Genomic DNA, 14,068 nt, shown 5'->3' with positions numbered 1-14,068 from the left:
TATGAACCCTCAGACAGAGTTAAGCCCTGCCCTCAAATGGGCAATGACCATCCCTGTGATTTGGCTGTCTCTATTGGTGGCGCAGTCGCTGGGTGGAAACCTCCTAGACATCATGGTCGCCCTCACAGCCAATCTGCAAAACCCCTTCGCCATCCAATGGACGGACAACAGCCTCATCACAATGGTGGTGGGGCTGTTTTGCTATTTTGTAGGGCTGACACTGTACGAGGACAGTCAGCGACGAAAGCGACTGGGTGCAGAGCATGGCTCCGCCACTTGGGGCATCCCCAAACAGGTGAATGCCATGTTTGCTCAGAAGAAAAACAAACTGCTGACCCAGAACGTCTCACTGGGGCTAGACCCCTACAAGCACCGTCGCAGTCTCAATGTGCTTGTCATTGGCGGTTCTGGCGCATCCAAAACCCGTGGCTATGTGCTGCCCAACATCCTAGAGGCCAACACAAACTTCGTGGTCACCGACCCCAAAGCGGAGGTGCTTTTGAAAACAGGTGGATACCTCAAATCCCAAGGCTACGACATCCGAGTGCTAAACCTTGTGAACCTCGCCCAGTCCGATGGGTACAATCCCTTCTGCTATCTACGAGACGAGAAGGATGCCCTCCAGTTGGTGAACAACCTCATCCACGCAACCACCCCCAAGGGAAGTCGTGACTCTGACCCCTTCTGGACGAAAGCGGAAACGGCATTGCTCCAAGCCATCATCCTCTTGCTATTTGAGGAAGCACCGCCCAGTGAGCAGAACTTTTCCACCGTCCTTCGCATCTTGGAATTTGCCGAGGTGAAGGAGGACGACGAAGAACACGTCTCTCCATTGGACTTGCTCTTTGACTCCATCGCCAAGGAGCGCCCCAACAGCGTGGCATTGCGACAATACCGAGTGTTCACCCTTGCTGCTGGCAAGACGGCGAAATCCATTCTGGTCAGCGCCGCCGTGCGATTGGCCCCCTTCAATCTGCCACAGATTCAAGCCATCACCGACCACGATGATATGGACCTCAACACTTTGGGAGAACGGAAGTGCGCCCTCTATGCTGTCATTCCAGACAACAGCGATACCTACAATTTTCTGGTGTCGCTACTCTACTCCCAAGCATTCCAGACCCTCTACTACTCAGCGGACCAAGTCCATCACGGCCCTTTGCCCTGTCACGTCCACTTTGTGTTAGACGAATTTGCCGCCATGCCTTTGCCCGGTTTTACCCGTGAGCTTGCCACCATGCGCAGTCGTAATATTTCCGCCAGCACCATCATTCAGAACATGGCGCAGATTAAGGAACTGTACAAGGACAGTTGGGAGACCATCCCCGGCAACTCGGACACCCTGCTGTATCTCGGTGGCAACGAAGCCAGCACCCACAAGTACATCTCTGAGTCCTTGGGCAAGTCCACCATCGACACCAAGACCCACGGTGAAAGCAAGGGGAAGTCTGGCTCATGGTCAACCAACTTCCAAATCTCAGGGCGAGAGCTGCTGACCCCAGACGAGGTGCGTATGCTGGACAACCGCTACGCCATCCTCTTCATCCGTGGTGCCAAGCCTGTTCTGGATTTGAAGTATGACCTGATGCGCCACCCTGCCATCTCCCAAACGGTAGATGGTGGTGGCAAACCCTACATCCACAAGGTAACTCAAATCGAGGATCGACAGGAGGGTCAACCCCTGTTTGAACCAATCTAAAAACAAGAAATGGAGACAATCAACATGAAAAATTCCCTCAATCAGCCCAAATTCAATGCCAAGCGACTGCTGTCCATCATCATCACCGTGGTGCTCATTGTGGCAGTCACCACCGTCCCTGCCTTCGCCACCGAAACCGACCCTCTCACGGTCATTGACAACCTCTCCGACTTTATCTTTTCCCTCATCCGTGCCATCGGTCTTATCCTTCTGGCCTTCGGCATCCTGCAGGTGGGCTTGTCCTTCAAGTCCCACGACCCCAGTCAGAAAGCCAACGGTATGCTGACCTTGGTGGGTGGTATCATCATCACCTTCACCGAGGAAATCCTCACTCTCATCACTGGTTGAGCCATTGATGAACACGAAAATAAGGGGCGAGCCTATTTGTGGCTCGCCCCAGAGAGGAGGGATAGCGTATGGGCTCTGGAAACTGGGTGGTAGACAATCTCAACTCCGCCCTAGAAACTTGGAATGACCGCATGAGCGAGGTGTGGACGTTGGTGTCCACCTCACCCACAGAGTTCAAAGACGGTGATATCTGGGATGTGATGCTGAACATCCACGGGGCACTCCAAGCCATCGCCTACGGCTTATTGGTGCTGTTTTTCGTCATGGGCGTGGTGAAAACCTGTGGCAATTTTACAGATGTGAAACGCCCAGAGGTGGCGGTGAAGGTGTTGGTACGCTTCGTATTGGCACAGGCCGCCGTCAGCTGGGGGCTTGAAATCTTGATGGCGATTATCTCCATCGTCCAAGGGGCGGTGTCCACCATCATGTCGGCATCTGGCATGACCTCCATGACCGCCACCACCTTGCCAGATGAAATGGTCACCGCCATTGAAAGCGTAGGATTGCTAGAGAGCATCCCACTGTGGCTTGTGACCTTGTTGGGTTCGGTGTTTATTTGGGTCATGTCTATGATACTCATTCTCACCGTGTATTCCCGATTTTTCAAGCTCTATATGGCAACGGCAATCGCACCCTTGCCACTAGCCAGCTTCGCAGGACAGCCCTCCAGCAGTATGGGTGTAGCCTTCTTGAAAAGCTATGCCGCCATCTGTCTGGAGGGCTGTATTATTGTGCTGGCCTGTATCATTTTTTCCGCATTTGCATCCACCACCCCAGCCTTGGCAGATAGCAGCTATGCCGTTGCAACCATCGTCTGGCTCTATATTGGCGAGCTGATTTTCAATATGCTAGTGCTGGTGGGTTGCGTGAAGATGAGCGATAGGATTGTGAAGGAATTACTAGGGCTTTAATCGTACAGCCCATAGGTGGACACCAGATAACTACCGTTTGCCTTGGACTCACGGACTCGTTGCATGAAGATGGCTTCGGCACGTCGGTCTGCTAGACAGGACAGCACCTTGCCAGCGATGGTGCCAAGCACCAATAGTCCAATCATACCCATTAAAATCATAGTCATAGCGAATACCTCCTAGTTGAGATTTTCGCTATGTTACCATACAATACTAGACATTGCAAGGCTCTGTCTGGGGAAATAAAACGAGGTGATTTTCATAGAAATTCGTATCAACAAAGAAGTCCGCAACTACCAAGAGGGCATCTTTTTCGGGCTATCCCTGCGCCAGTGCATCTTCTCTGCGTTGGCAATTTTGGTAGCGGTGGGAGTCTATTTCACCATAGGCCAGTGGCTAGGCACAAGCGAGGTGGGATGGGTCTGTGTCCTGTGTGCCTTTCCCTTTGCGCTGGGTGGATTTTTTCAATATAACTGCATGACACTGGAGCAATTTGTGGTGGCGGTCATTCGCTCGGAACTGCTCCTGCCCAGTCGTCTCACATTTAAGAGCGACAATCTCTATGCCAAAGTAATGGCACAATCTGCTATGAAGGAGGTGCTAACCCTTGATTAAAACGCTACAACTGGCGCTGAAGCAGGACAGGGAGTCCACCCCCATCCCCAAGTCCGTTCAAGATGCCATCCCTATCAGTCGCATCTGGCCCGATGGGATGTTTCAGTTTGGGAGCAAATATTCCAAGACCATTCGCTTCACCGACATCAACTACGCCATCGCTTCCAAAGAGGACAAAACCGCCATGTTCCTCGGCTACTCGGAACTGCTCAATGCCCTCGACACTGGCTCTGCCACCAAGGTCACCATCATCAATCGCAAGGTGAGCCGTCAGCAGTTTGGCGAAGGTGTCCTCCTGCCCGACAAGGGGGATGGTCTGGACTATCTCCGCAATGAGTACAACCACATTCTCACTGACAAGGTGGTGGGCGGTGACGGTCTGGTGGTGCAGGATCGCTACATCACCCTGTCTGCCCATCGCCGTAGCACCGAGGAGGCTCGCACCTTCTTTGACCGAGTGAGCCAAGAGGTGCTGTCTCGCTTAAATCAGCTTGACTCCCGTGGCGCCGAACTGGATGCCGTGGAGCGGTTGGAAATTCTCCACAATTTTTACCGCACTGGGGAAACAGAAGTCTTCACCTTCGACTTGAAAACCAGTATGAAAAAGGGGCGCTCTTTCAAAGATGCCATCTGCCCCAGCTCCTTGGAGTTCAAGAAGGATCACTTTGTGATGGGCGAGAAGTTCGGGCGAGTGCTGTTCCTTCGTGAGTACGCCAGCTACATCAAAGACAGCATGATTCAAGAGTTGACCTCGCTGAACCGCACCATGGCGCTGTCCATGGACATCATCCCAGTCCCCACCGACGAAGCGGTGCGAGAGATGCAAAACCGCCTGTTGGGTGTGGAGACCAACGTGACCAACTGGCAACGAAAGCAGAATCAGAACAATAACTTCTCTGCTGTGGTACCCTACGACTTGGAGCAACAGCGCAAAGAGACCCGTGAGATGCTGGACGACCTCACCACCCGTGACCAGCGGATGCTGTTCGGACTGGTGACCCTCGTTCATCTTGCCGACACCAAGGAGGAACTGGACAGCGACACTGAAGCCCTTCATTCATTGGCTCGAAAGCACCTGTGTCAGCTCTCCACCCTCAACTGGCAACAGCACGAGGGTCTGACCACCGTCCTGCCCTTGGGATTGAGGAAAATTGATGCCCTCCGTACCCTCACCACCGAAGCCACTGCCGTTCTCATGCCCTTTAAGGCGCAGGAGGTTCGTCACCAAAACGGCATCTACTATGGGCAGAACGTGATTTCCAAGAACCTCATTCTTGCCAATCGTCGTGAACTTTTGAATGGCAACGGCTTTGCGCTTGGTGTCTCTGGTTCAGGCAAAAGCTTCACCGCCAAGCGTGAGCTGGCAAGTCTGGCACTGTCCACCGAGGACGACATCATCGTCCTAGACCCAGAGGCCGAGTACCGCCCCATTGTGGAGGGGCTGGGTGGCGAGGTGGTGCATATCTCCGCCACGTCCAGCAACCACATCAATGCCATGGACATGGAGCAGGGCTACGGCGATGGGGAAAATCCCGTGGTGCTAAAGTCTGAATTTCTCCTGTCTTTGTGCGAACAGTTGGTGGGGGCTGGCAAGCTGTCCGCCAAGGAAAAATCCATCATTGACCGCTGTACCGCCAAGGTCTACCACGATTACATCAAGGGCGGTTACACTGGTAACGTCCCAACGCTTCAAGACTTCCACGCAGAACTGCTCTTGCAGGAGGAGAGCGAAGCAAGGGACGTGGCTCTTGCCATCGAATTGTTCACCCAAGGCAGTCTCAACACCTTCGCCCAGCCCACCAACGTGGATGTGCAGTCACGGATTTTATGCTACGACATTCGGGATTTAGGCAAGCAACTTCTCCCTGTGGGAATGCTGGTGGTGATGGATGCCATCTTCAACCGCATCCTCCACAACCGTGCCTTGGGGCGCAACACTTGGGTGTACATCGACGAGATTTATCTCATGTTCCAACACGAATTCAGCGCCAACTTCCTGTTCACCCTGTGGAAACGTGTCCGTAAATACGGGGCTTGCTGTACAGGGCTGACCCAGAACGTGGGCGACTTACTCCAGTCCCACACCGCCAGAGCAATGCTGGCAAACTCCGAGTTTCTGGTGATGCTGAATCAAGCATCCACCGATAGAGCGGAGCTGTCCAAGCTACTGAATATTTCCGACAACCAGCTCTCCTACATTACCAATGTAGACGCAGGACGAGGGCTGATTAAATGCGGCAGTGCCATTGTGCCATTTGTGGATAGCTTCCCTAAGGGTGCGTTGTACCAGTTGATGACGACGAAGTTGTCCGAGGTGGGTGAGGGATGAAAAAGGAGCGGCCAAGTTGTGTAGCTTGGTCGCTCCATGATAAGTGAACGGTGCAGAAATGATTCATTTATCCCAACGATTTATTTTTTCCTGCAACCCGTTAATAAACATACCTACATGATACCCATCACAGGCAGCATGATGAATCTGTATTGCCAGAGGCAACATGGTTTTTCCCTGTTCGATAAAAGTTTTTCCCATTGTGAATATGGGTAGCAGATAGATTCCAGCATTCTGGACATTGATGTTAAAGGCAGAAAATGTGGTCCATGGAAGCATAGAGACATCGAATGTGTTTTCAGGTTTTCCCTCCTTGGGAGCTAATACAACAGAGTCCTTATAACATGACACATCATGCAGATAACTTTGTAAAAACGAATTATAATTAGTGTTATATTCTGTCCAGATAACCGAAAAGTTTTTATTTTGTTTATTGAAAATGGTGTAGGATGGGTGCATTTCTGTGAAATATCCGACTCCATCCACTGATAGAGAAGTTCGAAATTCTTTTGTCTCATTGACTGCGTTGGTCAAGAGAAATAGCATTGCTGGATATAAGCGTTCGTCTTTGAGTGGGGTTACATCTATATTCACAGTAAGAGAATAGTAGCAAACTACTTGTGTAGAGAAATGATGATAAAACTCTTTTCTCTCCCAATTTTCAAAATCAATCAATTCAAAACTCATAAATTTATCCTCTTAATCGGCAATTTTCTTTTTATCTGCAAACAGAATACCATATCCAAAGTCAAATCACAACCCATCAAAGGAGGTCATCCCCATTAAACCCATTAAAGAAAAACCAACTCTACCCACAACTCTCAAAGAAAAAACCACCGCCGCTCCCAAGGAACTCTCCAGACAGGGGCGTGACCTCGCCATAAATAAGTTGCGCAGGAACCTTCGTGACTCCGCCCAGCAGGGCGATGGGCAGGACAGCGCAGTGGAGATCGTTGCCGATGATGTCACTGACAAGGCGATACACCAAGGGGATCATCTTGTCCAGCGTGGTGTGGATAAGATGAGGTCCAAAGGAAAATCAGCACAGCCCAAGGACTCGTCCACGGCACAACCTACCCCAAGCACAGCATCTAACAACGCTAATTATCCAACAACAAAACCATTGGCAGAGGGAGCGCAAACCCCTTCTGCCAATGGTTCTTTTTCTGTTCATGAGCCTGTATCCACCACAGCTCAAACCCAAGGCAAATCCTTGGCGCAGAGTCGTGCCATGACAAAAGATGACCCTGCTAAATCTGTGCAAAGTATAACTTCAAAACGTGCAGACAACACCGCTCTCACTAAACCACGCTCTTATGACCAAACTGTTCCTCAGCGCCAAACCGTAGCGAGAAGTACGCCCGTAGAGTCTGGGCAAAGGATGACACACCACCGTGCCGACACCACCGCACCTTCTCACCCTGTGGGGCGAACGTCGCCCCGACGTGGGGATTTGCCAAAGACGAGGGGTGCCAATGCCACCGCCAGCCCAAAGGCAACCGTGGGGCAACGTGGGGCAAGTGTTGGGCGAACAGCCTCCAGCTCTACTGCTACCACCAAAGAGGTCGCCAAGCGAACCGCCGAAGGTGGCAAGCGGTTAGCACAGGCCAAACAGTCCGCCAAGGCTGCAGCCAAGGGAATCAAGCAAGCCGCCATTCTCATCAAAGAAGCTGCCATTGCCGTAGCGACAGCGGTGAAAAGCACCATCGCCTTGATGGTGGCCGGTGGGAGCGTGACCCTCGTTGCCCTCCTGCTCATTTGCGTGGTAGGCATTATCATCGTGTCCCCCTTGGGTTTCTTTTTCGCAGAACCCAGTGCGCAGGAGGAAACGGTCTCACCATCTGTTGCAGTGGGCACCGTTATACAAGAATTTTCCGATGAATTAGAGCAACTGCAAACAGGCTATGACACCATCAACTTTTCGGGTAGTCCTCCTGCGTGGGAGGATGTATTGGCAGTGTTTTGTGCCTACGCAACCACGGGGGATGACGCCATGACGCTGGCCACCATAGGTGCGGATCAGATAGATTTGCTATCCACAGTGTTCTGGGATATGACCAAAATCGAAACCGCCAGCGAGACCATCAGCCACGAGGCCACCGACACCACGGAAGGGTGGACAGAGTCAATTCTGACCCTCGCCATTACCCCTAGAATCCCCAGTGATATGAGTGCCTACTACGACTTCGATGAGGAGCAAAACACAGTGCTGGCTGAGATGATGGGATACGGTGATTTGCTATTAGAGACCACCCAGAGCCTGTCCATCGGCACCGCAGAAGCACAAGAAATCCTCGCCAATCTGCCAGACGACCTAGACCCAGAACGACAGACCATCATAGAGCAAGCCTTGTCTCTGGTTGGCAAGGTGACCTACTTCTGGGGCGGTAAAAGTCTGGTGCTGGGGTGGGATGATAACTGGGGTGAAATTCGTGAAGTCACCGCTGATGGTAACTCCACCAGTGATATGTATCTGCCCTACGGACTGGACTGTTCGGGTTTTGTAGATTGGGTGTTTTATAACGTCTCCGACAGCGAATATATCATAGGCCACGGTGGTGGCGTTATCATGCAGCACACCTACTGCACCGCCACCACATGGGAAGAAGCCATCCCCGGCGACTTGGTGTTTTACGCTGACGATAGCCATGTTGGAATCTTCGCAGGGTGGGATGAAGCTGGGGATGCCATCATTATCCATTGCGCCATGGGGTATAACAACGTGGTGATTACGGGGCAGGAAGATTTTGCAGAGGTTGGGGTGCCGGAGTGGTATAGTTACTACACCCAAGCTGATATCTTTCGATGAAACAACTTTTAGTGCATATAGCTTTTCTGTTCACTTACTTTGAAGTCCCCATAATAATAATTAGTTGTTACGGCTATAGTACTGTCAGTTTTAACCCCATCATGTGGCAGAGTCTAGATGTAATGGACACAATATCAGCCCAGTTATCGTCATTAAATTGCCCCTGTTTTATCTAGCTACTTATGGCATTTTGAATTTTTTGATAAAAGGCGAAACCATATGTGCAACTCTTTACAGAATGATGGGTTAATGCTATAATAACTTTATTATAATGAAAGGAAAGGGCGATGTTAATGTCATTATCTAGCGATTTAAAATATGTTCGGCAAAAACTTTTTCTAACCCAAGATGATTTCGCTGCACAAATAAAAGTATCAGTAGCCACAATAAACAGATGGGAAAATGGACGTAGCAGGCCCAACATGACTGCGATGAAAAACCTGAAGGCTTTTTGTGAGCAGAACAATCTGCCATTTGAGAAACTGGAAAGCGAATGGTTAAAAGAAGTATAATTAAAATTTCTCATATAGAAGAGTGCGGAAGGAACACATACATGAAAAAAAGTCTATCTACCAACCAAAATCCCAATTATAAAAAGCTGTCTCCCTATCTGTCGAATCAGCAATTCGATGAATCATACGCATTACTTAGCCATTACATTCAATTGCAGGCCAATGATGAAGCAAGCGAATACCAAAAAATACTGTTAGAGCACGGAGTTGAGATTGAACACCTGCCGTCAACAGATGGCTTCAATCAGGAATTCGGAATTCCTTTTCCGACCAGTGAAAACCCAACGTTTACATTTATTGATTTGTTTGCTGGAATTGGCGGATTCCGTTTGGCCATGCAGAACCTTGGAGGAAGGTGTATATTCTCATCTGAATGGGACGAAGCCGCAAAACAAACATATTTCGAGAACTATGGTGAAGTACCATTCGGTGATATTACTAAACCCGAAATTAAGGCTCTAATTCCTCAAAAATTTGACGTTCTTTGTGCTGGATTCCCGTGCCAACCATTTAGCTATTCTGGACAAAAATTAGGTTTCAAAGATAAAACAAAAGGCACTTTGTTTTTTGATGTATGTGAAATACTGAAAGAGAGACAACCTCAAGCGTTTTTTTTGGAAAATGTTAAGGGCATTGTGTCCCACGAAAACGGTAGGACGATAGAAACCATTCGAAGCATCTTGACAGACGAACTCGGTTACGATATTCACGAAAGTGTTCTGAGTTCCTTAGACTTTGGTCTACCACAGAAAAGAGAACGCTGGTATTGTGTTGGCTTTAAAAAGGAAGTTGAGTTTAAATTCCCGAAAGGTACCAGCAAAGGTGCAGTACTCAGAGATATTATCGATTTAGATAATAGCGATCCTTCCCTAGTTCTACCTAAGTTTGAACTGGATCGTATCAAATATCATTTTGAACATGAAGATGAAGTTAGAGTTAAGCATGACAACTCTAAGTATGACCCAAACACAAAAAAGGGGAAATATGGCGTATTTTCGTTCCAAAAGCCAGATGGTAGCTTGCGGTTTCATGTAGGAGATGTAGCTAAAACACAAATCCAAGAAGCATTTTACTCGTGTTTAGATTCGTATGCCTCAACTATTATCGCAAATCGGACACCAAAACTTTGGGATATTGAAAGAAAATTATCTGTTCGTGAATCTGCTAGACTGCAAGGCTTTCCCGATGGCTTTAAGTTGCCAGTTTCCGCAGCGCAAGCATACAAACAGTTTGGTAATTCCGTATCAGTTCCCGTCTTAACTGAAATAGTAAAGTGTATGACAAAATATCTCGAATTGGAGGATGAATAACGATGTATTACTTTACAACAGACACTATAACCCAAGCTAATAAAAACATTGAAGCTCTCGATTCAAAAGTAGGTGGCTTACTATGTGTCTTGCATTGCTTAGTGGAAAATATCGAGGAAAATGTTAGTTATACAATCGATGGCGAAAACTTACGCAGGCAATTGAGTCTGGTCTTTGACAAGGAACCTAAGGACTCTTTTGGAAGTGCGAAATCCAGCTACATTATTTTTGCAAGGAATTGGGCATCTACTTTTTTTGATAACTATATTAAAAATAAAGTTGATTTACTATCTTGTGCAGTCTTTTTCTTGAGAAGGAATGGGTTCGAAAGAGAATGCACCAGCGAAGAAGTCATTAATATCTTTATTAAGCGCTTTAACTTACAAAATTATAAAGATCGTTGGTTCTATAATTCCAACAAGGTTAAAGTTACTTATAATCAAAATGCTGTTGAAGATAATCAAGCCGAGTTTTACAGCAAGATGAACTATACTACTGGCTTTAAATCTATTCTTTTTAGTGGCGTAATTCAAAAGTCAGCTGCTGACTTAAAGGCTGCAGGGCAAATTCAAACGCTTTACTCAGGCTCTGGAATTCACACATGCTTGCTTCTATCAGATGAACCGCTCGACCAGTACTACATTATGAACACTTCAAGTCAAAATTGTGGTAGTCAATTCGCAGCAGGAACGAAAAGCAATGAGGAATCCTTCAAAACGTGGTTAATGAAGGCTAAAAAAGGTAATGGAGAAACTTACACAGAAAGCACTCGGACACAGTACATCACCGCTCTAAAAGCAATTGCTAGTGAGTTCGAGTCGGAAATTGCCCCATATACGTCTATTTTTGAAGTTAATTCTGACACCGAACTACCGGCAATCATTCAATCAATTAAGGATAGTGCGCATTATCCTGAGTTTAATGACTCTCACGGGAATGGCGCCTTATCTGCAGGGTTAACAGCATACCTCCGCTATCTTGTTGAGCTAGCGAATGCAAATGTGTCTGAAGATTTAGCACCATTCTGTTTAAAAACTGGTTATGTTAATCCACTTCCCCGTAACCGCATCTTCTTTGGCGCTCCCGGCACTGGTAAGAGTTATACCCTCAACAAAGAGAAGGATGCTTTGATTGTTGATTCGGACGATTATGAGCGTGTAACCTTCCATCCAGATTACTCCTATGCCAATTTCGTTGGGACTTATAAGCCTGTTCCTGCTGATAATGATGTCATCACCTATTCCTATGTGCCGGGGCCATTCATGCGCACTTTGGTCAAAGCCTTGAAAAACAGTAGAACAGACACACCTAAACCTTATCTGTTGATGATAGAAGAAATTAACCGTGCTAACGTAGCAGCTGTGTTTGGCGAGGTATTTCAGCTATTAGATCGTGATGATGATGAGGTCAGTGAGTATGCAATTCAAGCATCCGAAGATATCAAAAAATATCTAGCTAGCCAACTTGGCGGTGTACCTTCCGACTACAATGAAATCCAAATTCCTGATAATATGTTTATTTGGGCTACCATGAATAGTGCTGACCAAGGGGTATTCCCTATGGATACAGCCTTCAAGCGGAGATGGGAGTTCACCTATCTGGGAATCGATGATAGCGAATCTGGAATCGCAGGGAAAATCGTGGTTTTAGGACAAGATACAAATCGGCGTGAAGTGGAGTGGAATGCACTTCGCAAAGCAATCAACGCAAAACTAATTGAGCTCAAAGTCAATGAGGACAAATTGATGGGGCCATATTTTCTCGCTAAGAAAAGTATCATGAGTGGCGAAGATATTGATAGCGCCAAGTTTATTCGTGTATTCAAGAACAAAGTGATTATGTACCTTTTCGATGATGCCGCCAAGCAAAAACGGCCAAGTTTATTTATGGACTGTACAGAAAAAAATCTGTATTCTAAAATATGCCAAGAATTTGACGAAAAGGGAATCTATATTTTTGGACAGATCCTTGGTGATGAAGTCGGAAAAATGATAGAGGGATCTTCAGAGGATGATGCTACATGATATCAGTTTTTTTACGAGAGCAGAAGCGGTATAATCAGGCTGAACTCACACAAAAACTCTGTTGCACAGAGGACAAGTCTGTCCGTATTCTAAAACGCTTGAAAGAGTACGGTGTACTGAAAGCGGTCAAGGCTGAAGATATACAAAAAAATCTCACAGATTTAGTGGATGAGGATATCGAAATTGCCGACGTTGAGGTCGGAGAAAATGAGCATCTATATGTGTTCACCTTTGTAGGTGTCATTACCATAGAAGGGTGTGTTCTGAAGTGCTACCCTAAGTATCTGTTGAGCGCCACAGAACCCAAAAGCGAACTGAAGCAGATTCTAAAGGTTCTAGAGAAGTACAACTCAAAAGAGCAAATCATTCGTATGTATAACGATAGCAGTGATAACAGTGCCTTTAATATGTTGGCAGTTATGCTGTTCCTATTGCATGATTACTTTGAGCATGGCTCGTATACTAATACGCAAGATATTATCGAAACTAACGGATCTGGGGATATTTTGTGGGACAAGTCCATTAATGAAACCTTTGCACTAATTTACAATAATCGTCCATATTATCCAGAGTTATTCACCATTAAGCATACCAATGATGATTACGATTTCTTCAATCGATTGCATGAGTGTATCTTGTCTCGATGTAGCAAGGAACTAGATGATGCGGATTTGTTGGACTTGTTTGATATGCTTGGTGTGGACTTGTCTGACGAGGAATTAGATGACTTTGGTGATAAAGACTATGTTCTTGACCGTATTTCAAAGGAATTGCATATCCAGTTCAACACTAGAAAACAGCTGTTACTCAAGACGTTATATGCCTATGTTGCCAATAGCAACACCTTAGATGATTTGGATTGCTTTAGTATGTTCGGTACCAACAGCTTTAACCTTGTATGGGAAAAAACTTGTGCCGATGTCCTGGATAATCAACTCCAAAAGCAACTCAGTGCATTAAAATTGCCCATTCCGCTAAATCCCGAATACGAAGCGATAAAGCAGCAAAGACTGATTGACTTAATCGACAAGCCACAGTGGTTGGGAACCGCGGCAAGTGGAGAGTGTTTCAAAAAAGAGGCTAAAGACACGCTGATTCCCGACTTGGTCTCCATTATTCGTAGCGAAGAAGGATACCAGTTCATTATATTTGATGCGAAGTATTACAATCTCCAATTAGAAAAAGGGAAGCCGCTCCGTGGCCAGCCCGGAATCGAATCAATTACAAAGCAGTATTTATACCAGCTTGCCTATCAACAATTTATTAAGAGCCACGGAATCTCCGATGTGCGTAATTGTTTTCTCATGCCCACTGAAAAAAGTGAGATTATTGCAGCAGGTGAAGTTTCTCTCGCTATGCTAAGTGCTTTGGATTTACAGGACATCCAAATCCGTATGATTCCCGCTAAATCCCTATTTCAGTACTATTTGTCTAATAGAAAAATGGACATTCAGACTTTACATCTATAAAACAAGGCAACCTCTAATAACTGAGGTTTTGCCCGTTTCATT

The 14,068-nt window shown here is 47.1% G+C and carries 12 protein-coding genes; 10 read left to right on the top strand and 2 right to left on the bottom strand.

The window, feature by feature from the left end; translation table 11 throughout:
• Nucleotide 1: 1 nt before the first annotated feature.
• The 3 genes from RFF05_RS07165 to RFF05_RS07155 all read left to right on the top strand — a co-directional run bounded on the left by RFF05_RS07165 (nucleotide 2) and on the right by RFF05_RS07155 (nucleotide 2,958).
• Nucleotides 2–1,699: a VirD4-like conjugal transfer protein, CD1115 family gene (locus RFF05_RS07165; RefSeq protein WP_409969678.1), complete on the top strand. Its 1,698-nt coding sequence runs from the start codon at nucleotides 2–4 to the stop codon at nucleotides 1,697–1,699.
• Between the two features lie 24 nt (nucleotides 1,700–1,723).
• Nucleotides 1,724–2,047 (top strand): formate hydrogenlyase, encoded by a 324-nt coding sequence (locus RFF05_RS07160; RefSeq protein WP_409969677.1) that lies wholly within the window; start codon nucleotides 1,724–1,726, stop codon nucleotides 2,045–2,047.
• Between the two features lie 68 nt (nucleotides 2,048–2,115).
• Nucleotides 2,116–2,958: a hypothetical protein gene (locus tag RFF05_RS07155; protein ID WP_409969676.1), complete on the top strand. Its 843-nt coding sequence runs from the start codon at nucleotides 2,116–2,118 to the stop codon at nucleotides 2,956–2,958.
• On the opposite strand, the gene RFF05_RS07150 is transcribed toward RFF05_RS07155, so the two are convergent.
• On the bottom strand, nucleotides 2,955–3,125 hold the full coding sequence (locus RFF05_RS07150) for a hypothetical protein (RefSeq protein WP_409969675.1): 171 nt from the start codon (nucleotides 3,123–3,125) through the stop codon (nucleotides 2,955–2,957). The genes RFF05_RS07155 and RFF05_RS07150 overlap by 4 nt on opposite strands.
• Before the next feature lie 94 nt (nucleotides 3,126–3,219).
• Here RFF05_RS07150 and RFF05_RS07145 point away from each other — a divergent pair, with 94 nt between their 5' ends.
• A complete protein-coding gene (locus RFF05_RS07145; protein ID WP_409970090.1) occupies nucleotides 3,220–3,573 on the top strand; it encodes a PrgI family protein in 354 nt (117 codons plus the stop codon).
• Nucleotides 3,566–5,902, top strand: coding sequence for a VirB4-like conjugal transfer ATPase, CD1110 family (locus RFF05_RS07140; protein ID WP_409969674.1), 2,337 nt, complete (start codon nucleotides 3,566–3,568; stop codon nucleotides 5,900–5,902). The genes RFF05_RS07145 and RFF05_RS07140 overlap by 8 nt, the downstream gene beginning before the upstream one ends.
• Before the next feature lie 63 nt (nucleotides 5,903–5,965).
• Here the strand turns inward: RFF05_RS07140 and RFF05_RS07135 are convergent, their stop codons facing one another.
• Nucleotides 5,966–6,589 (bottom strand): CatA-like O-acetyltransferase, encoded by a 624-nt coding sequence (locus RFF05_RS07135; protein ID WP_409969673.1) that lies wholly within the window; start codon nucleotides 6,587–6,589, stop codon nucleotides 5,966–5,968.
• Between the two features lie 202 nt (nucleotides 6,590–6,791).
• Here RFF05_RS07135 and RFF05_RS07130 point away from each other — a divergent pair, with 202 nt between their 5' ends.
• The 5 genes from RFF05_RS07130 to RFF05_RS07110 all read left to right on the top strand — a co-directional run bounded on the left by RFF05_RS07130 (nucleotide 6,792) and on the right by RFF05_RS07110 (nucleotide 14,026).
• Nucleotides 6,792–8,711, top strand: coding sequence for a C40 family peptidase (locus RFF05_RS07130; RefSeq protein ID WP_409969672.1), 1,920 nt, complete (start codon nucleotides 6,792–6,794; stop codon nucleotides 8,709–8,711).
• Nucleotides 8,712–8,998: 287 nt separating this feature from the next.
• Nucleotides 8,999–9,223: a helix-turn-helix domain-containing protein gene (locus RFF05_RS07125; RefSeq protein WP_409969671.1), complete on the top strand. Its 225-nt coding sequence runs from the start codon at nucleotides 8,999–9,001 to the stop codon at nucleotides 9,221–9,223.
• A gap of 41 nt (nucleotides 9,224–9,264) precedes the next feature.
• Nucleotides 9,265–10,533 (top strand): DNA cytosine methyltransferase, encoded by a 1,269-nt coding sequence (locus RFF05_RS07120; protein WP_409969670.1) that lies wholly within the window; start codon nucleotides 9,265–9,267, stop codon nucleotides 10,531–10,533.
• 2 nt (nucleotides 10,534–10,535) lie between these two features.
• Entirely contained in the window at nucleotides 10,536–12,557 is a 2,022-nt protein-coding gene (locus RFF05_RS07115) for an McrB family protein (RefSeq protein WP_409969669.1), read from the top strand.
• Nucleotides 12,554–14,026: an LlaJI family restriction endonuclease gene (locus tag RFF05_RS07110; protein ID WP_409969668.1), complete on the top strand. Its 1,473-nt coding sequence runs from the start codon at nucleotides 12,554–12,556 to the stop codon at nucleotides 14,024–14,026. Before RFF05_RS07115 ends, RFF05_RS07110 begins: the two co-directional genes overlap by 4 nt.
• The last annotated feature ends 42 nt before the right edge of the window (nucleotides 14,027–14,068 follow it).

The sequence above is a fragment of the Bengtsoniella intestinalis genome (genome assembly GCF_039719005.1).
Lineage (GTDB): Bacteria > Bacillota > Clostridia > Oscillospirales > Oscillospiraceae > Oscillibacter > Oscillibacter intestinalis.
The sequence above is the reverse complement of the archived record's forward strand: the minus strand, read 5'-3'. Positions and strand labels throughout refer to the sequence as shown.

What these genes read in the sequence shown, in the direction of transcription:
- RFF05_RS07165 (WP_409969678.1), top strand. Translation starts at nt 2, where the DNA reads ATGAACCCTCAGACAGAGTTAAGCCCTGCCCTCAAATGGGCAATGACC.
- RFF05_RS07160 (WP_409969677.1), top strand. Translation starts at nt 1,724, where the DNA reads ATGAAAAATTCCCTCAATCAGCCCAAATTCAATGCCAAGCGACTGCTG.
- RFF05_RS07155 (WP_409969676.1), top strand. Translation starts at nt 2,116, where the DNA reads ATGGGCTCTGGAAACTGGGTGGTAGACAATCTCAACTCCGCCCTAGAA.
- RFF05_RS07150 (WP_409969675.1), bottom strand. Translation starts at nt 3,125, where the DNA reads ATGACTATGATTTTAATGGGTATGATTGGACTATTGGTGCTTGGCACC.
- RFF05_RS07135 (WP_409969673.1), bottom strand. Translation starts at nt 6,589, where the DNA reads ATGAGTTTTGAATTGATTGATTTTGAAAATTGGGAGAGAAAAGAGTTT.
- RFF05_RS07125 (WP_409969671.1), top strand. Translation starts at nt 8,999, where the DNA reads ATGTTAATGTCATTATCTAGCGATTTAAAATATGTTCGGCAAAAACTT.
- RFF05_RS07120 (WP_409969670.1), top strand. Translation starts at nt 9,265, where the DNA reads ATGAAAAAAAGTCTATCTACCAACCAAAATCCCAATTATAAAAAGCTG.
- RFF05_RS07115 (WP_409969669.1), top strand. Translation starts at nt 10,536, where the DNA reads ATGTATTACTTTACAACAGACACTATAACCCAAGCTAATAAAAACATT.
- RFF05_RS07110 (WP_409969668.1), top strand. Translation starts at nt 12,554, where the DNA reads ATGATATCAGTTTTTTTACGAGAGCAGAAGCGGTATAATCAGGCTGAA.